This window comes from Aquificaceae bacterium, assembly GCA_037481935.1.
Taxonomy (GTDB): Bacteria; Aquificota; Aquificia; order Aquificales; family Aquificaceae; genus Pampinifervens.
The window spans coordinates 1-18603 of record JBBFKQ010000003.1; the positions used below are offsets into that span (position 1 = coordinate 1).

Here is an 18603-nt window from a genome sequence, read left to right on the forward strand (position 1 = left end):
GCTGTTTCTAACAGGCAGGAGATAGCAAGGAGGCTCATGGAGGTGGGTAGGAGTCCAGATGAGCCTGTTGCCTTTGTGGAGAGGGGGACAACCTCTGGGCAGAGGGTTGTGATAACTAGCCTCAGGGAGCTTTCTGTGAGTCCTCCTGAGGTTAAGCCCCCTGCAGTTATGGTGGTGGGGAAGGTGGTGGGCTTGAAGGACTATCTGGTATGGTTTGAAGTATCCGAAAAAACCTTTGAAGTTCCCCAGGTTTAGGGAACGAATTACAGAGAAGGGCATACCTTAAGGTCTTTCCCTGTCTTGTTTTTCCAAAAAACTCTATTTAAGATTTTAAAGTAAATAAACTATTAAGGAGGTAAAATATGCTGAAAGTGGACATTCCCAGAGAAAGGTCTGCATCTTCCAGAGGTGCCCTGCCAGAAGTGGTAAAGAGGGATGGTGCAATTGTTAGCTTTGACAGGGGCAGAATAGAGAGGGCAATCTCAAAGGCTTTCAGGGCTGTTGATGAGCCAGTGGATGCTTCTACTACGGAGGAGCTTGTGGAGGAGGTTGTTTTCAAGGTGTTGAGTCTGGAAAAGAAAAAGGTTCATGTGGAGGAGATACAGGATATAGTGGAGGAAGTGCTTATCCTCCATGGCTTCGCAAAGGTTGCGAAGGCCTACATCCTTTACAGAAAGAAGAGGGAGGAAATCAGAGATATATCAAAGGCCATAGTTGATGCAGAAAAAGTCGTTCAGGACTATGTATACCAGCAAGACTGGAGGGTTCAGGAAAACGCCAACGCAAGCTACTCCTTCTCCGGTTTAATGCTCCACACCGCGGGGACCGTCATAGCCCACTACACCCTCACCCACGTATATCCTGAAAGGATTGCAAAGGCTCACAGAGAGGGGGACCTTCATATACATGACCTTTCCCATGGCATAGTGGGATACTGTGCAGGATGGTCTATGGAAGACCTATTAAGAAAGGGCTTTAGAGGTGGTCCTGGGAGGGTTACCGCAGGTCCTGCAAAGCACCTCTCTTCTCTTCTTGGTCAAATGGTCAACTTCCTTGGTGTGACGCAGATGGAGTTTGCAGGTGCTCAGGCTCTCAACTCAGTGGATACTTTCCTTGCACCGTTCGTGAGGGCAGACAGACTTGGCTATAATGAGGTTAAACAGCTTGTTCAACAGCTTGTCTTTTCCCTCAACGTCCCCTCAAGATGGGGAGGCCAGGCACCTTTCATAAACTTCTCCTTTGACTGGACTGTTCCAGGAGACATGAAGGATAGACCTGTCATAGTTGGAGGTAGAGAAAGGCCCGACATAGGATACTATGGAGAATTTCAGAAGGAGATGGACATCATAAACAGAGCTTTTATGGAAGTTATGATGGAAGGGGACAACGAAGGCAGGATATTTTCCTTCCCCATACCCACTTATAACATAACTCCTGACTTTGAATGGGACTCGGAGAATGCAAGGCTCTTATGGAAGATGACCGCAAAATACGGCATACCCTATTTTCAAAACTTCATATCAAGCTCCCTGAAGCCGGGGGATGTAAGAAGTATGTGTTGCAGGCTCCAGCTTGACCTGAGGGAACTCAGAAACAGAATGGGTGGTCTTTTTGGAAGCGCCGACAAGACAGGCTCCATAGGAGTTGTAACCATAAACATGCCCAGAATAGGCTACCTTTCTAAGTCCGAGGATGAGTTTTTTGAAAGGCTTAATGAACTTATGGAGCTTGCGAAGGATAGCCTCGAGATAAAGAGGAAAGTCATAGAAAGGAACCTGAAAAGGGGTCTCATGCCTTACTCAAGGGAGTATCTGCAATCCTTTGACACCTTCTTTTCTACCATAGGTCTTGTTGGCATGAACGAGGCATGCCTTAACTTCCTTGGTGTCTCCATAGCAGAGCCTGAGGGCAAGGAGTTTGCCATAAGGGTTCTTAAGTTCATGAGGGAGAGGCTTTCTGATTTTCAGGAGGAGACAGGACATCTTTACAATCTTGAAGCGACGCCTGCGGAGGGAACATCCTACAGACTCGCAAAGATAGACAGAATGAAATATCCCGACATAATAACAGCAGGAGAAGGAGAACCTTACTACACGAACTCAACCCATCTGCCAGTAAACTATACCGATGACCTCTTTGAAGTGCTTCAACATCAGAAGGACTTCCAGACCCTCTACACGGGCGGAACTGTCATACACGCCTTCTTACAGGAATCTCCTAGTGAACTGGCAGTGGCAAGGTTTATAAAAAGAGCTTTTGAAAATTACCCCATTCCATACCTCACTATTACGCCTACCTTCTCCGTCTGTGAAGACCACGGCTACATACGGGGCGAACACTTCCATTGCCCCCAGTGTGGAAAACCTGCAGAGGTTTACTCAAGGGTCGTGGGATATTACAGGCCTGTGCAAAGGTGGAACAGGGGCAAGCAGGAGGAGTTCAGACAGAGGCTGGAGTATGCTATCTAACCCGAGTTTTTCTGGGCGTGGGCGGGCTCATGCCTGTGCCTGCCTTCCACATCTGCAAGTTCTGCCACGGTAGTGGTGGTCAGGTATTCAAGTATTCTTTCTCTGAGTTCAGTCCACTTGTGATGGACCACGCAGGGTGAGCTCTGCCACTCTTCACACCTTCCAGGTCTTAGAGCACAGTAATCCAGCTTGTATTCTTCGTCAAGGTAGCGTATAACATCCATGATGGTTATCTCTTCAGGTGGGACGGCAAGGGTAAAACCGCCGGTTGGGCCCTTATAGGACTTTAAAACCCTTTCCCTTGCCAGTTTGTGAAAAATCTTTGAAAGAAAGGGCTTTGGAATCCTCTGGGCTTCTGCAATTTCCTCCACCTTGACAAGCCTGTCCCTGTTGAGGGCAAGGTACGCAAGGGCCAGAAGGGCATATTTAACAGTTTCTGAGTATATCATGAAAATAAATTATATGCCAGAAGCACTTTTTTGCAAAGTGAAATTAGAATATAAGCATGTTTCCCTCAGATTGGTGGAAAAAGGCGGAAGAAAGGGTAAACAATCTCAAGAAGGCAAAGGAAAGCCTTGAGGAGCTACTCAGCAAACATCCTGAGCCTAAGAGCCTTTTGGACTACCTGAACGATAGAAGGTTCATACTGCTCCTTGAGCTCCTTGACCAGTCTGAGTGTATAAAGAAGTTTCTTATAAACCATCCAGAGGACTTTCAGAGAACCATACCAGGTCTGTGGTATGTCTTCAAAGACAAAAAAACCTATCTGAAGGAGCTGGAGGGTCTCGTGTGGGAGAGTATGTCCGATGAAGAGTTTTCAAGGACCCTCGCTTACTACAGACACAGGGAGCTTATGAGAATAATGGCAAAGGAGATACTTGGCACTGCCAGATACGAGGAGCTTCTTCAGGAATACTCACAGCTTCCTGATGCCATGTTAGAGCTTGCCTACAGGAGAGCTTACAAAGAGGCGGTGGAGAAATACGGAAAGCCTCTGGATGAAGAGGGAAGACCTGCCACAGGATGCGTGATAGCCCTCGGGAAGCTGGGAAGCTATGAGCTCAACTACTACTCAGATATAGACATAATGTTCATACATTCCACAGACAGGGGACAGGCGGGGAAGTTAACTCTGAACGAGTTCTTCTCGAGGTTTTTCCAGAAAGTCTTCAGGCTCATGACCCAGATAACGCCGGAGGGCAAGCCCTACGAGGTGGACCTTGACCTGAGACCTTTTGGCAAATCTGGACCTGTAAGCATGTCTCTCAGAAGCGCAGAGCTCTACTATGAGTCTTATGGTAGAACGTGGGAGAGGTTCGCCCTTCTGAGAGCAAGATACTGTGCGGGAGATGAAGAGCTTTACAGGGCCTTTGAAAGGGAAGTAAAAGAGCCCTTTGTCTTTAAAAAGTCTGTGGACTACAGAATACTGGAGGAGATAAGGCTTATAAAGGCACAGATAGCCAGTGAGGCAAAGAAGAAACTGCTTGGCAGAAACAACATAAAGACGGGAGAGGGTGGTATAAGGGAGGTGGAGTTTGCAGTTCAGTCCCTGCTTCTGCTTCTGGGGGGAAAGTTTCCTTTCCTCAGAGAGAGCAACACCTTCAGGGCCATATGGAAGCTGAGTCAGAAGGGGGTCTTTTCTGGGGAAGAAGCCATATTTTTAGAGAGGGCTTACGAGTTTCTCAGAAGGCTTGAACACAAGGTTCAGCTCTATTCCTGCACGCAAACGCAGAGCTTTTCAGAAGCAGATTTCCCAAGGCTTGCAAAGGCTATGGGCATGAAGGAGCAGGAGCTCAGGGACAGCTATGAAAAGTTCACAAAGGGTGTAAGCCTTATCTTTTCTCAGATAATGCCCTCACAGGTAGAGGAGGAGCTCCATCCTATTCAGAGAGCCTTGCTGAACAGCGATCTGGAAGAGGCAAGGGAAATCCTGAACGGCTACGGCTTTAGAGAGCCAGTAAGAGCCTTTAACATACTCCTTAGCTACATAAGCGGAAGGGAGGGCATAAAGCTGTCCACTCAGGAAAAAGAGACATTTATAAAAGTCCTTCCTCAGCTTCTTGAAAGTATGGCTCAGACCACAGACCCGGATGAAACCCTTTCCAACTTTGATAAGTTCTTTTCAAACCCCACAGGCAGGAAGGTAATCCTGAGCCCTGCAAAGGAAGACGTAAGCAAAAGCCTCTGCAGGGTCTTTTCTCTCTCATCTTACCTTTCCACGCTGATAAGCAGATATCCAGACCTTGTGGAGGATGTGCTCACCCTTTATCAGGACTTTCCTGAGGAGGAAAGGTTCACTGAAGAGTTTGAAAAATACAGAAGCACACTGGGGCTCAGCCCGGAGAATCTCTACAGAAGGTTTAAAAGGGTCTGGGAGATAAGAATAGCTCTTGTGTATCTTGTAAAGAAGGAGGACAGATACAGAAAGCTCTTCAGCTTCTTTGAAAAGCTCTCAGACCTTGCAGACTTTTTATTGCGAAGACTGTGGAAAGACCTCGGGTTTGAGGACATGCTTCTTCTTGCCCTTGGCAAGTATGGAAGCAAAGAGCTCACAGTTGGCTCTGACCTTGACCTTGTTTTCCTGTGCAGAGAATCCGGAGAGGAAAAGACCAGAAAAGCTCAGGAACTGATTGCCTTTCTCACAAAGCATACCTCGGAGGGTTACCTTTACGATGTGGACTTCAGGCTCAGACCCATGGGAAGCGCCGGAGAAATAGCTCCCTCCATGAGCTTTTACAGAGAATACTTCCAGTCTCAGGCAAGGACATGGGAAAGACTTGCATGGACAAGATGCAGATACGTAGCTGGACCGCAGGAGCTTGCAGAGGAGTTTGAAGGGCTCCTCAGAAGCTTTCTCTTTGAAAAGCCACTGGGTGAAAAGGAAAGGGGAGAAATAAGGGATATGAGGCTTGCCCTTGAGGGCAACGCAAAGAAGGGAAAGGAAATTTTGGACCTCAAGTTCTCTCCCGGAGGGCTTATTGACGCAGAGTTTCTCATTCAGTATTACAGCCTTTTAGAAAGGCTAAGAGAACCCTCAATGATAAGAGCCTGTGGTAGGCTTATGGAAAAGTATCCGGTTCTCAAAGAGGTGCAAGAGCACTACACTTTTCTCAGGCTTGTGGAAACAAGGCTCAGGCTTTCAAAGGAGAGGGCAGGGTCTTTACTTGGACCTCAGGATATGAAAAGGGTAGCAAGCTCGCTGGGCATGCAGACAGAGGAGCTTCAGGAAAAGGTTATGGGTAGCATGAAGAGGCTGAGGGATATCTTTCTTGAGGTCTTTGATTGATTCAGAGAAGGAGAGAGGCTACAAGGAAGTAGACAAAGACCGATATTATATCCTGCAACACGGTGGCAAGAGGGCCGCTTCCGTGTGCTGGGTCCGAGCCAAGCCTTTTGAGAAACATGGGCAGCAAAGAGGCCACAAAGCCGGCCGCCGTTGAAGCAAGAAGTATGGCAAGAGAGACAACGAGGGCGATTTTCATATCCTTCCAGAAGATGGATACTGCAAAGAAACTGAAAAAGAAGAGGGCAAGGCCTATGGCACTGCTTGTTTTGGTTTCCCTTCCTATGTCTACAGGTATTCTCAGGGCAAGAGCCCTGACTATGAGAGCCTCTGTCTGCGTTCCCACAGCATCTGCAAGGTAAACCACCGTTGGTATAAAAAAGGCAAGAGCCACATGCCTTTCCAGCTCTTTTTCAAACATGCCCACCACTCCAGCGGCTAGAAATCCACCCACAAGACCAGCGAGGAGCCAGGGCAGCCTGTAGAGGACTCTTCTGCCAAGGTCTGCACTCCCATAAGACACAGCCATATTGTCTGGTCCCAGAATACCCGCCATCTTTGAGAGGTCTTCCTCATGTTCCTGAAGCAAAACTCTGAGAAGGGTGAAGGGTGGTATGAGTCCAAGAAAGTATCCATAGTGGTCCACAACGGGCATGGCGTATTCGCCCTTCTGCACCGCCTGCCATGCTACCACCTCCTGGTCTGTATCTGGGCTTACCCTTGGGGGGTCTGAGTCCATGATGCCACCTATCCTGTCCTCGGGACCTGCACTGAAGAGGTCCTCTGCCGTAACTATTCCAACAAGCTTCCCTCCCTCAAGAACCACTATGTGAGAGGCGGAGACATACTTTTTGCCAAGTATCCTTTCAATGGTCTCCTCCACAGTGTTTTCAGGATGTGCTATTGGCACATCAACAACTGCAAGAGCTTTTGCAGTCTCATAAAAGGCTCCCCTGTCCATGTGTATAGTCTATCAGACCAATCTTAATATTCCGTTAAAATCAGCCCAGAAGCCTGAGTGCCCTTGCAACTCTTTCCAGAACCTTTTCCGTGGGCATCACATCACAGATTATGTCCACTCCTACACCCTCCAGCTCTCCCGTGAGGCAGGCTCTGAGGGCATGCCACACATCCTTTGCCTTCAGATTTAGCTCCTTCTGTATCTCCTTCGCTATTTCCTTCACTCTGGTAGCATTGAGCTCGCCCTCCTGAGCTTTTTGCAGGAAAAGCTCAAGCACTTCCCTTGAGTGCTCGTTCTCAAGCACCGCCATAGCCTGCTCTGAATAGCTTATCTCTTCCACAAAGAAGGGCTTTAATCTTTCAACCCCATCAAGCAGGGTTTCAAAGGAGTCTCTGGTTCTTTCAAGGACCTTTTTTACATATTCCCTGTCTACTTCGTATCCAGCCCTCTGGAGGAAAGGCATAAACTCCTCCACAAGCCTGTCAAGGGAGAGAACTTCCCTTATGTATACCCCGTTCATCCACCTGAGCTTTTCCTTGCTGAAGACCGCAGGCGATGAGTTAACATCCTCAAGCCTGAAAAGCTGTATGAGCTCATCTTTTGAAAATATCTCCTTCCCTTCCTCCGGGGGGGACCAGCCCAGAAGGCACAGAAAGTTAAAAAGGGCTTCCGGCAGGTATCCTTCCTCTCTGTAGTTTCTGACAGAAACCGCTCCATGTCTTTTTGAGAGCTTGCTCCTGTCCTCTCCCAGTATGACGGGTAGGTGGGCAAACTCTGGAATCTCAAAACCCAGAGCTTCGTAGATGAGTATCTGCTTTGGTGTGTTGGGTATGTGGTCTTCGCCCCTTACCACATGGGTGACACCCATAAGGGCATCATCCACCACCACCACAAAGTTGTAGGTGGGTGTCCCATCGCTCCGCACTATCACAAAATCTCCAAAGTCATCCACGCTTATGGCTATGTGCCCCTTTATGAGGTCTTCAAAGACAACAACCCTTCCATCGGGCACCCTGAAGCGTATAGCATAGGGCTTGCCCTCTCTCTTGAAGGCTTCCGCTTCCTCCCTGCTGAGAACTCTACACTTGCCCGAGTAGCGGTAGGGCACTCCTCTTTCCTCCGCCTTCTTGCGTTCTTCTTCCAGTTCATCCACCGTGCAGAAGCAGGGGTAGGCGTGTCCACTCTCAAGAAGTCTCTGTGTATACTCCCTGTATATGTCAAACCTCTCCGACTGCCTGTAGAACTCATCCCACTCAATTCCAAGCCACTGAAGGTCCTCAAGAAGCATCCTCTCAAACTCCTCTGTGGACCTTTCCCTGTCCGTGTCCTCAACCCTAAGGATAAACTTTCCTCCATGATGTCTTGCAAAGAGGTAGCTGAATATGGCGGTTCTTGCGTTCCCCAGGTGCAGGTATCCTGTGGGGCTCGGTGCAAAGCGTGAAACTACCATGGGAATATTATAGCCCGTAGTTATTCCTGTAATAGTCACACCATGCGCTCACGGGACATTCTCCGCATTTTGGCCTTACGGGCCTGCATATAGTCTGACCGAAGGCCACGAGAAGTCTGTTGTAGTCCCTCCAGTATTCCTGGGGAACCACCTGCATGAGGGCTTTCTCTGTCTCCTCTGGATTTCTTGTCCTTACCAGACCCCAGCGGTTGCTTATGCGGTGCACATGCACATCCACCGCTATGGCAGGCTTTCCAAAGCCCTCTGAAAGCACTATGTTCGCCACCTTTCTTCCCACTCCCCTGAGCCTGAGAAGGTCCTCCATTGTATCCGGCACTTTTCCACCAAATTCCTCCACAAGCTGTCTTGCAAGCTCCTTAAGATGTTTTGCCTTGTTTCTATAAAAGCCCACGGGATGTATGAGCCTCTGGAGCTCATCCAGATCCATCTTGAGCAGGTCCTGGGGACTCTTTATCCTCTCTAAAAACCTCTTGCAGACTTCTGCTGTTGTTTCATCCCTTGTCCTTGTGGAGAGGAGGGCACAGAGGAGGGCACTGAGGGGGTCCTTTCTTTTCTGGGCTATGAGCTTGACGATAGGGGCGTGCCACCTGGGATATTCTCTTTTCATTATCTGGAGGACTGTTGGAAGGTCTTCCTTTCTCATAAGTTTTTGTATTTTAAGACAGCCTTAGCCTGAATAGAAGCCCGAGGGCCAGAAGATGGAGCAGGATTGAATACAGCACAAGAATCTGTAAGGAAAACTCGTATAGCATACCCATCAGTGCACCACCGAGAAAGGCGGAAAGGCCGTAGAAAAAGTGGAAAAGACCGTAAGCCCTTCCCCTTGCACCTTCAGAAGAGAGCTCTGCAACTGCAGACCTCATTATGGACTCCTGAACGCCGAGGCTTATGCCCCACAAAATTACAGCAATCACAGGCTGGCCTGTAAGGAAGATGAAAATGGGAGAGAAAATTCCCACAGATAGCCCCAGAAGTAGAGAAGTAAAGCCAATCCTGTCGTAGAGAAAACCAAAGAAAAGGGCAGAGAGGGCATCAACTCCCATGGCTAAGGCAAAGAGAAGGGCAACCTCCCAGCCGTTAAAATTTAACCTCTGAGAGAGGTGAAAGCCAATAAGTGGAAACTGTAAAAAGCTCATAGATACAAGACACGAAGCAAGCATGTAAAGGTAAAAATTCTTACTCAGAGAGCCCTTCTGCCACGAGGTCCCTTTGAATTCAGCTCTATCAACCTGTGACCTTCTGGCTATGAGGAGCAAAAGCATGGCAAGCGTTGCCGGCAAGAAGAGAAGGACAAAGGCGCTTCTGTAGCTAAGCCCAAGGAAGAGGACAAGTGCAACACAGACAGGACCCAGAACCGCACCCAGCTGGTCGAGAAACTCATGAAGCCCAAAGCCCCTGCCATGACCCACCACCTGAGTTGCCCTTGAGAGCAGGGCATCCCTTGATGGGGTCCTCAGACCCTTGCCAGCCCTTTCAAGAAAGAGAAGAAGGCTTGCGCTCTGCCAGCTCAACGCAAATCCAAGAAGCGGAACTGCAAAAAGATTCAGAGCGTAGCCCACAAGGGTAAAAGCCCAGTAACTTTTCAGCCTGTCGGAGACAAGACCAGAAAGGAGTCTCACCCAGTATCCCAGTAGCTCAGCAAGTCCAGATACAAGGCTTACCCAGAGGGCGGAGGCACCAAGAAAGGCAAGATACGGACCGATGATGCCTCTTGCCCCCTCGTAGGTAAAGTCGGAAAGAAGGCTCACAAGACCCATGAGAAATATGAACCTGTAAGCCTTCCCCTTATCCCACATCTATGTGCTCTACCTCACACAGAATTCTGACCTCGGGGAGAAAGGAGGCTATGTTTTCCAGAACCTCTAAAAGCCCCCTGTATGTGTCCGGAGTAGCAATAAGATAGACCTCATCGGATGACTTTTCCTTTGTCCGCACTATGGCATACCTGCCAGAGCCATCTACAAGGGATGTAAAAAGCCCTATCTTCTCCTTAGGAACCCTTACCAGAAGCACCCTTGCTTTTACCTCTCTGCTCATGGCTGATTATCTTGGCACCGAACATGTCCTTCACCTTTTCCACAAAGGGTGGAAGACCAGATTCTTCCTGAGCCTTTTCCACCACAAAGTCAATCCTTGGGTTTATTGACCTTATCCTTTGCATGTCCTGCTCGGTAAGGTCCTTCTCCCTTATGTAAAAAACAAGCCTGTCCTCCTTGAACTCATACCTTGACCTTCTGAGCACCTCCATCACAAGGGTATCCAGCTTGCCCTCAAGGGACTTGAGAGGGTCTTCCTGTCTTTCGCTCTGCTCCTGCACTACTGCAGAAGAGCTCTGTGGGCTCTGCAGATACTTCAGAAGCTCTCCCACAGGCATTATGTCCCTTACTATCTGAGTTTTTATGACCGCAAGCTCACAGGCTCTCAGGAAGTCTCTGCTTCTTGCATCAAGCCTTGCAGTGTTTAGCACCTTTTCCACATATAGAAGGGCATTCAGCGGTATGTTCCCCATGCTCCTGTGGAAGTCCTCCACCGCCATAACCTTCTCTGGCTCTTTCAGGCTTTTGTAGAGTATAAGACCTCTGAGCTCCTCCTCAAGAAAATCCCAGAACCTGGGCAGGTTAAAGCCCCTGTGGCTCAGGTCATTGAGAAAGGCAAGGGCGGAATCCACCTCCGAGCTCAGGAGCATTCTCAGAAAATCCCTCACCCTCTCCTGAGATACTATACCAAGAAACTCCTCAAGGACCTCAGAATTTACCCTGCCCTCACCGTAGGTGCTTAGCTGGTCAAGCAGGGAAAGTGCATCTCTCATACCACCGTCGCTTATCTTTGCTATGGTTATCAGAGCCTTTTCCTCACACTGGATATCTTCTCTCTCGCATATACTCTTCAGATACTCTGATATCTCTTCCTCTCTGAGCTTTGAGAATATAAGCCTTTGACACCTTGAGAGGATGGTGGGCATTATCTTCTCATACTCTGTGGTGCACAGCACAAAGATGGTTCTTGGTGGTGGCTCTTCAAGGGTTTTCAGAAGGGCGTTGAAGGCCTCTCTGGTGAGCATGTGGGCTTCATCAAGTATGTAGACCTTGTATTTGCCCCTTATGGGTGCGTATGATACTGCATCCCTTATGGCCCTTATGTCATCTATTCCTCTACTGGAGGCGGCATCTATCTCTATGAGGTCTGGAAAACTTCCTCTGTCTATTGCAAGGCAGTTTTCACATCTTCCACAGGGTTCACCCTCTTCTGGCTGAAGACAGTTTATTGCCCTTGTAAGTATTCTTGCAAGGGTAGTCTTCCCCGTTCCCCTTGGACCTGCAAAGAGATAGGCGTGGGAAAGCTTGCCCAGCCTTACCGCATTCCTGAGAACACGCACTGCCACATCCTGACCTACCACCTCGGAGAAGCGTCTGGGTCTGTATTTTCTTGCAAAAGGGACATACATGCTGTTAAATAGTATAATCCTTCTTGCAAAACTTTCAGCCTTCCCTATCTTTATTCTATAAGAGAGGTGTGAAGCATGTTTGAGAAATTTACGGAAAAGGCAAGACAGATTATCCTCCAGGCAAGGGAGGAAGCTATAGAGCTTGGCCATACATACCTTGGCAGCGAGCACATACTGCTGTCGCTCATAAGGGAAGAGGACCTTCCCTCCCTTGTGCTTACCCGCTTTGGACTGACCCAGGAAAAGGTGCGCAAGGCCATAATGGGTCAGATAACGCGCGGGAGCCATTCAGGCGAGATACTCTTTGCACCAGACGCCAAGAGAGTCCTTGAGTTTGCAGTAGAAGAAGCCCGCATACTCCACCATCAGTTTGTGGGTCCAGAGCACCTTCTCATTGGCATAGTCAGGGAAAAGACAGGGCTTGGAGGAAGGATACTCAGAGGCTTCGGGCTGGATGAATACTCTGTCCGAAGGGAGGTTCTTCAGATACTGGGAGAACTGCCCCCTCAGGAGACCACCAAGTATGCACCCACACCAAACCTTGACAGGTTTTCAAGAGACCTTACCCAGATGGCAAGGGAAGGCAAGCTTGACCCTGTCATAGGAAGGGAAAAGGAGATAGAAAGGGTTATACAGATACTGGTTAGAAGGAGAAAAAACAACCCTGTTCTTCTTGGAGACCCTGGCGTTGGAAAGACTGCCATTGTGGAGGGCCTTGCCCAGAGAATAGCTTACAAGCAGGTGCCAGACCCGCTTCTCAACAAAAGAGTTGTTGCCCTTGACCTTGCAGCCCTCGTGGCTGGAACGAAGTATAGGGGTCAGTTTGAGGAGAGGCTCAAGAACATACTCAAGGAGCTGGAAAAGGCGCCCAACGTGATACTCTTCATTGATGAGATACACACTCTCGTGGGAGCTGGCTCTGCAGAGGGCTCAATAGATGCCAGCAACATGCTAAAGCCAGCCCTTGCAAGAGGTGAAATACAGGTTATAGGTGCTACTACCCTTGACGAATACAGGAAATACATAGAAAAGGATGGCGCTCTGGAAAGAAGGTTCCAGCCTATCATAGTGGACCAGCCCTCTCAGGAAGATACCATAAGGATACTTTACGGTCTTAAATCCAAGTTTGAGGAGTTTCACAATGTGGAATACAAGCCTGAAGCCATAGAAAAGGCTGTGACACTCTCTGAGAGATACATAACAGAGAGAAACCTGCCAGACAAGGCAATAGACGTGATAGATGAGGCAGGTTCTCTTGTAAAGCTCAGAGCATACCAGTTGCCGCCTGATTTAAGGGACATAGAGGAGAAGATAAAGGAGATTGAGGAGAAGAAGGAGGAGGCAGCAAGCGAGCAGGATTACGAAAAGGCTGCAAGGCTCAGAGACGAAGAGCTCAGGCTAAGAGCAAAACTTGAAAGCCTCAAAGCCAAGTGGAAACAGGAAATGGCTGCCAACAGGCCTAAGGTAACAGAGGAGGATGTGGCAGAGGTGGTGGCAAGGTGGACGGGTATACCAGTAAAGAGGATACATGAGAACGATATGGAAAAGCTACTGCATATAGAGGAAGAGCTTCACAAGAGGGTGATAGGGCAAGATGATGCCATAAAGGCTGTAGCAAGAGCCATAAGAAGGTCAAGGGTTGGACTCAAGGGCAGACACAGGCCCATAGGTGTATTCCTCTTCCTTGGACCCACGGGAGTGGGAAAGACTGAAACTGCCAAGGCTCTTGCAGAGTATCTCTTTGGTTCTGAAGAGGCCCTTGTCAGGTTTGATATGTCCGAATACATGGAAAAGCATACAGTCTCAAGGCTGGTGGGTGCACCCCCGGGATATGTGGGCTACGAAGAGGGCGGACAGCTCACGGAGAAGGTAAGAAGAAGGCCCTACTCGGTGCTTCTTTTTGATGAAATAGAAAAGGCTCATCCCGACGTTTTCAACATATTCCTCCAGATATTTGACGACGGAAGGCTTACCGATGCCATGGGAAGAACGGTGGATTTTGCCAACACCATAATCATAATGACCTCCAACCTGGGTGCAAGGCTTATTGCCCACGGCTCTCAGATGGGCTTTGAGAAGAAGTTTGGCATGATAGACTACGAGCAGATGAAAAAGAATGTGCTTGACCAGGTAAAGAAGAGCTTCAGCCCCGAGTTTCTCAACAGGCTCGATGAAGTCATAGTATACAGACCGCTCGAGAAGGAGGATGTGGTAAAGATACTTGAGCTTCAGCTTGAACAGGTAAACAGAAGCCTTCATGAGTGGAATGTAAAGGTAAGGCTACACAAGAGTTTTGTAGACTGGATAATAGACAGGGAATACAAGCCAGAATACGGTGCAAGAAGTCTGAAAAGAGCACTTCAGCACCATGTGGAAGACCTTCTGGCGGAGGAGCTACTGAAGGGAACTCTCGCAGATGTGGAGCTCGTGGAGATAAGGGTCAAGGAAGATAAGCCCTACATAAAGCCGGTGAAGAAGAAGGAGAAGCTGGAGGCGATTTTTAACCAGTGAGGAGCTCAGCCGGGTTTTCCAGGGTAAAGACCCTGGATAGCCCCCCTCTTCCGCTTACACCTATTACCCTGTCTGCAAAGCTGGCGAGTACCTCTCTCAGTGTAACCACAATAAACTGAGCACCTTTTGACCTCTCCTTCAAGAGCTCTCCCACCCTTCTTGCGTTGGCCTCATCAAGGTGTGCATCCACCTCATCAAAGTAGTAAAAGGGTGATGGTCTGTAATCCTGTATGGCGAATATGAGGGACAGGGCAGCAAGGGTTTTTTCTCCACCTGATATAGCCTCCAGGTATTGCACCTCCTTGCCTCTGGGCTTTACCACCAGGCTTACACCCCCGGAAAGCGGGTCATCTTCCCTTTCAAGCACCATGTATGCCTTACCACCGGGTGAGAGCTCTGAGAAAATTCTTCTGAGATTTCTGTCAACCGCCTGAAAGGTCTCCATAAAAGCTCTGAGCTTCTTTGTCTCTACTTCCTGTATGAGCTCCTTTATGGACTCCTTTTCTTCCTTTAACCTTCTGTATCGCTCCTGATAATCTGAGTGCCTTTCCTCATATTCCCTGTATTCTTCCTCAGCCTTGAAGTTTACGCTACCAAGGGAAGATAGCTCCTTTATCACCTTTGAAAGCTCCTCTCTGAGCCTTCCGGAGCCCTCTTTTATCTCCACCACCTCCCCCTCATAGCCAAGCTCTCTTAGCCTGCTGAGGCTCTCCTTGTATCTCTCTTCAAGCTTTGCCCTCTCAAGCCAGAGCCTGTGAAGTTCCTCTTTGAGAGATTCTTCCTGAAACCTGAGCCTTCCAAGCTCTGACTGAAGGCTTCTGTGCTCCTCCTCAAGCCTGTCTTTTTTCCTGTATAGCTCATAGGCCTGCATATTCACATGCTTTAGCTCTTCCTCCAGCTGTTGCCTTTCTTTGCGGAGTTCCTCCAGTTCAAGACCTAACTTCTCAATCTCATCCTGAGCGCTTTCAACAAAGGCAAGCTTTCTCCCAATCTCCTTCTGAAGGCTCTCCTTCTCTATCTGAAGCTCTCTCAGCTTTAACTGATGGGAGTGTATGGATTCTCTGAGCTTCTCCATCTTCTGCTTCTCTTTTTCGTATTCGCGCCTCAGGTCCTCCACGCCGGACTCTCTGTAATGAAGAAGCACTGACTGCCTCTTTATGCTGAGGTTTTCCAGCTTTTCCTCAAGGTAGGATATATCTTCCTTCAGGGATAAGGTTTTTTTCTTTGTTTCCTCCTTTTCTCCTTCAAGTATATGCACATACTCTTCAGCCTTCTGCAACTTCTCCTGTATGTCTTTTAGCCTTTCGTATCCAGACCTGTCTGTCTCTTCCACCTCCTCCAGCCTTCTGCGAAGTATGGCTATGACACTTTCCTTTTCAAGCAGTTCATCTCTGAGCATTTTCAGGAGCTTTTCTTCCTTAGCTTCCTCTTCCCTTAGCTTTTCTTCAAGCTGGAGAAGCCTGTTGAGCTCTTCAAGATAAAAACCTCTTCCCAGCTCACCCCTCTCCTCGCTGTGTCCACCACTGATAACACCGCTCTTTTCAAAAAGCTCCCCATCAAGGGTTACCATTCTGTAGGAGTTCCCCAGGCCCCTGGCAGTGTCAAAGCCGTCCACAAGGAGCGTGTCCCCAAAGATAAAGCGTATGGCTTTCTCGAACCTCTTCTCATACTCAAGGAGGTTCACTATAAAGTCTATCACACCCCTATGCCTTGGTGGATAGGGAGGAAGGTTTGTTTCCCTTATTCTGCTCAGTGGTATGAAGTTAAGCCTCCCCCATTTAAGTTCTTTGAGCCTCTGTATGCACCTCTTTGCCACATCTTCATCCTGCACCACTATGTAGGAGAGCCTTCCACCCCCAGCGACCTCAACCGCCCTGAGGTATTCAAGGTCTCTCACCTTTATGAGACCAGACGCTCTCCCATAAACACCCTCTATGCCTTCAAAGGGAAGCTCTTCGGGCGGCATGCTCTGAAGCCTGCCCTTCAGCATTGCAATTTCTTTGAGAACCTCCTCCTTTTCCTGCCTTATCTTTTTGAGCCTCTCTTCCAGCCTCTGGTATTCTTCCTTTTTTACCCTTATGGACCTTTCCTCCTCTTTCAGCATTTTCTGGTAGTTTTCCCTTTTCATGAGAGATTCCCCCATGTTTGCCTTTATCTTTCTCTCCTCTTCTCTGAGCCTTTCCATATCCTCCTTTACCCTTTCTTTTTTGAGCTCCAGTTCTCTGAGCTTGAGCTCCATTCTTGAAAGCTCTTTCCTTGCCTCCTCCAGCGATGTGCTGAGTTCCCTGAGCTTTTCCTCCGTCCTTTCCATCTCCTCAAGGGAAACCTTCAGGCTTTCCTCCCTTTCCTTTATGCTTTTCCAGAGCAGGTTTGCAGATTCTTCTGTGCCAAGAAGCTCCACTTCCTCCCCTTCAATCGCTCTGAGCAGATTTTCCTCTTCCCTTAGAAGTATCTCTTTTTGCCTCTCAAGTGAAGCTATTTGCTCCTGTGTGGAGAAAATATCCTTCCGGAGGTTATCAATCCTTCTTTCATGCTTTTCTAGGCTCTGACCCATGTTCTCTATAGACTGAGAGAGCCTTCCTACCTTCTCCCTGAAAGGAAAGAGGTTCTCACTCACATCTTTTAGCTCCTTCTCCACATGCAGGAGCCTCTCCTCGTATGCTTTTATCCGCTCTCTCAGCCTCTGGAGTTCCTCCTCTTTTGAGGATATTTTTTCGGATACCTCATTCACCGACTTTTTCAGCTCATAAGCAGTTTTGAGGGTGAGCCGTATGTCAATGCTCCTTCTCTTTTCCTCCAGCTCCCTGTAGAGGTTAAGCCTTTTGAGCTCCTCTCTTAGCTTTTCCATTTGCACTTCCATTTCATCCATAAGAAGCCTTAGCTCTCTGAGCTTCAGCTCCACCTCTCCCAGGTCTGCAAGCGCTCTCTGCTTTTTCTCCTCATACTCCTCAATCCCTGCAATCTCTTCAAGAAGCTTCCTCCTCTCCACTGGCGTCATCTTTAAGAACCTGACTATATCCCCCTGAAGCACCACATTGTAGGCATTCTCGTATATGCCTGCCTTAGAGAGGAAATCCATAAGGTCCTTCTCTCTGACAACCGCCCCGTTTATCCGGAAAACCGTCCTTCCATCCTGATAGACCTTTCTTGATATGACTATGTCCTCATCCTGAAGGGGGAAGAGTCCGTGGTTTTTGAAGTGAACCTCCACATAGGCGTATTCTGCCCTGTCAGAGTCTTTTGAGTATATGAGATAGGAGAGATTCCTTGCCCTCAGGGTCTTTGCAGTGGCTATACCAAGGGCAAAGGATATGGCATCGCCTATGTTGGACTTGCCTGCACCATTAGGACCCACAACGCCTATGAAGCCCTGTCCCAGTGGTATTTCTACCCTCTCCTTTCCGTAAGATTTGAACCCCTCTAAGGTTATTTTTTCTATCCAGGCTTTCACAGAGTAATAGTATAATTTAAACAGTTATGTTAGGAAAAGTTAAAAACACAGCAAGGGTCTCAGAGCAAAGTAAAAGGGAAGAATGGCTTCTGAAATTCTGATAGCTCTGTATTGCGGTTCTCTCTTTGCTTTAGTCTTCTTAGTTGCGCCAGTGCTTCTGAGAGCTGAGAGGAATAAGGACTTTGCAGGAAGTCTTTATGGGAGATTGCTCTGGAGGTTTTACAAACTTGCTTTTTTACTGCTTTTGTTGTATCTTATCTTAGGTGATGCAAAGGTCTACGCTCTACTTCTCATGCTGGGTCTTGGGCTAAACGTGGGCATCTCATACTGGCTAAAAAACTACAAGAGAAAGCTGGGGGACATAGACCTTCTTGATTACAACGAGCCAAGAAGGGTCCTCTTCAGAAGGGTTTCCATGCTTTCAACTGTGATTCTTTTTATGAATTTCCTGCTTTCTCTCTATGTGCTTATAAAACAACTTAAAGGAGGTGGTCTTGCAGGAATATAGGGTAAACAGGCAGATAAGGGCAAAGGAGGTAAGGCTCATAGATGAAAATGGAAAGCAGTTAGGCATAATTCCAATTCAGGAAGCTCTGAGGATAGCCAGTGAAAAAGGACTTGACCTGGTTGAAGTGGCCCCTCAGGCAAACCCCCCTGTGTGTAAGATACTTGACTACGGGAAGTTTCTCTACGAGCTCAAGAAGAAGGAAAAGGAAGCGAAGAAAAAGCAGAGGGAACACGCCATTGAAGTCAAAGACATGATGCTATCTGTGAGGATTGACGAGCATGACCTGAAGGTAAAGCTCAAGCACATGAGGGAATTTCTTATGGATGGAGACAAGGTGAGGGTAAGGATAAGGTTCAGGGGCAGGGAACATCTTCATCCAGAGCTGGGCGACAAGCTGGCAAACAGAATAGTGGAAGAGCTTTCAGACGTTGGGCAGCTTGAATCCTCTATAAAGAAGGAGGGAAATTTTTTAATCTTTTCACTTCTGCCTAAAAAGAGATAAATT

At 48.2% G+C, this 18603-nt stretch carries 14 protein-coding genes; 6 read left to right on the forward strand and 8 right to left on the reverse strand.

Annotated elements, in window-relative coordinates:
• Together WHS43_03120 and WHS43_03125 are read left to right on the forward strand one after the other, a co-directional pair.
• A partial coding sequence (locus tag WHS43_03120; protein MEJ5338629.1) for a hypothetical protein occupies positions 1-255 on the forward strand: 255 nt, incomplete at its 5' end.
• 107 nt (positions 256-362) lie between these two features.
• Positions 363-2468 (forward strand): ribonucleoside triphosphate reductase, encoded by a 2106-nt coding sequence (locus tag WHS43_03125; protein ID MEJ5338630.1) that lies wholly within the window; start codon positions 363-365, stop codon positions 2466-2468.
• Here the strand turns inward: WHS43_03125 and WHS43_03130 are convergent.
• Positions 2465-2917, reverse strand: a complete 453-nt coding sequence (locus WHS43_03130) for an Rrf2 family transcriptional regulator (GenBank protein ID MEJ5338631.1) — start codon at positions 2915-2917, stop codon at positions 2465-2467. The two genes, WHS43_03125 and WHS43_03130, sit on opposite strands and share 4 nt — an antisense overlap.
• 56 nt (positions 2918-2973) lie before the next feature.
• Between WHS43_03130 and WHS43_03135 the strand changes: the two genes are divergently transcribed.
• Positions 2974-5754 (forward strand): glutamine-synthetase adenylyltransferase, encoded by a 2781-nt coding sequence (locus WHS43_03135; GenBank protein ID MEJ5338632.1) that lies wholly within the window; start codon positions 2974-2976, stop codon positions 5752-5754.
• Between the two features lies 1 nt (position 5755).
• On the opposite strand, the gene WHS43_03140 is transcribed toward WHS43_03135, so the two are convergent.
• The 6 genes from WHS43_03140 to dnaX are packed head-to-tail and all read right to left on the reverse strand — an operon-like array spanning position 5756 to position 11628.
• Positions 5756-6712, reverse strand: coding sequence for a magnesium transporter (locus WHS43_03140; protein ID MEJ5338633.1), 957 nt, complete (start codon positions 6710-6712; stop codon positions 5756-5758).
• 40 nt (positions 6713-6752) lie between these two features.
• Entirely contained in the window at positions 6753-8162 is a 1410-nt protein-coding gene (gene gltX, locus WHS43_03145) for a glutamate--tRNA ligase (protein ID MEJ5338634.1), read from the reverse strand.
• Between the two features lie 7 nt (positions 8163-8169).
• Positions 8170-8826, reverse strand: coding sequence for an endonuclease III (gene nth / locus WHS43_03150; protein ID MEJ5338635.1), 657 nt, complete (start codon positions 8824-8826; stop codon positions 8170-8172).
• Between the two features lie 13 nt (positions 8827-8839).
• A complete protein-coding gene (locus WHS43_03155; protein ID MEJ5338636.1) occupies positions 8840-9979 on the reverse strand; it encodes an MFS transporter in 1140 nt (379 codons plus the stop codon).
• Complete coding sequence (locus WHS43_03160) at positions 9969-10220, reverse strand: hypothetical protein (GenBank protein ID MEJ5338637.1); 252 nt, start codon at positions 10218-10220, stop codon at positions 9969-9971. Before WHS43_03160 ends, WHS43_03155 begins: the two co-directional genes overlap by 11 nt.
• Positions 10174-11628, reverse strand: a complete 1455-nt coding sequence (gene dnaX, locus WHS43_03165) for a DNA polymerase III subunit gamma/tau (protein MEJ5338638.1) — start codon at positions 11626-11628, stop codon at positions 10174-10176. The genes WHS43_03160 and dnaX overlap by 47 nt, the downstream gene beginning before the upstream one ends.
• Before the next feature lie 75 nt (positions 11629-11703).
• Here dnaX and WHS43_03170 point away from each other — a divergent pair, with 75 nt between their 5' ends.
• On the forward strand, positions 11704-14139 hold the full coding sequence (locus WHS43_03170) for an ATP-dependent Clp protease ATP-binding subunit (GenBank protein MEJ5338639.1): 2436 nt from the start codon (positions 11704-11706) through the stop codon (positions 14137-14139).
• On the opposite strand, the gene smc is transcribed toward WHS43_03170, so the two are convergent.
• Complete coding sequence (smc, locus tag WHS43_03175) at positions 14129-17590, reverse strand: chromosome segregation protein SMC (GenBank protein ID MEJ5338640.1); 3462 nt, start codon at positions 17588-17590, stop codon at positions 14129-14131. The genes WHS43_03170 and smc overlap by 11 nt on opposite strands.
• Before the next feature lie 82 nt (positions 17591-17672).
• Between smc and WHS43_03180 the strand changes: the two genes are divergently transcribed.
• Together WHS43_03180 and infC are read left to right on the forward strand one after the other, a co-directional pair.
• Complete coding sequence (locus WHS43_03180) at positions 17673-18098, forward strand: hypothetical protein (GenBank protein MEJ5338641.1); 426 nt, start codon at positions 17673-17675, stop codon at positions 18096-18098.
• The gene (infC, locus tag WHS43_03185) at positions 18085-18600 is read left to right on the forward strand and encodes a translation initiation factor IF-3 (protein ID MEJ5338642.1); all 516 of its coding nucleotides are present in this window, start codon (positions 18085-18087) and stop codon (positions 18598-18600) included. Before WHS43_03180 ends, infC begins: the two co-directional genes overlap by 14 nt.
• Positions 18601-18603 lie beyond the last annotated feature (3 nt).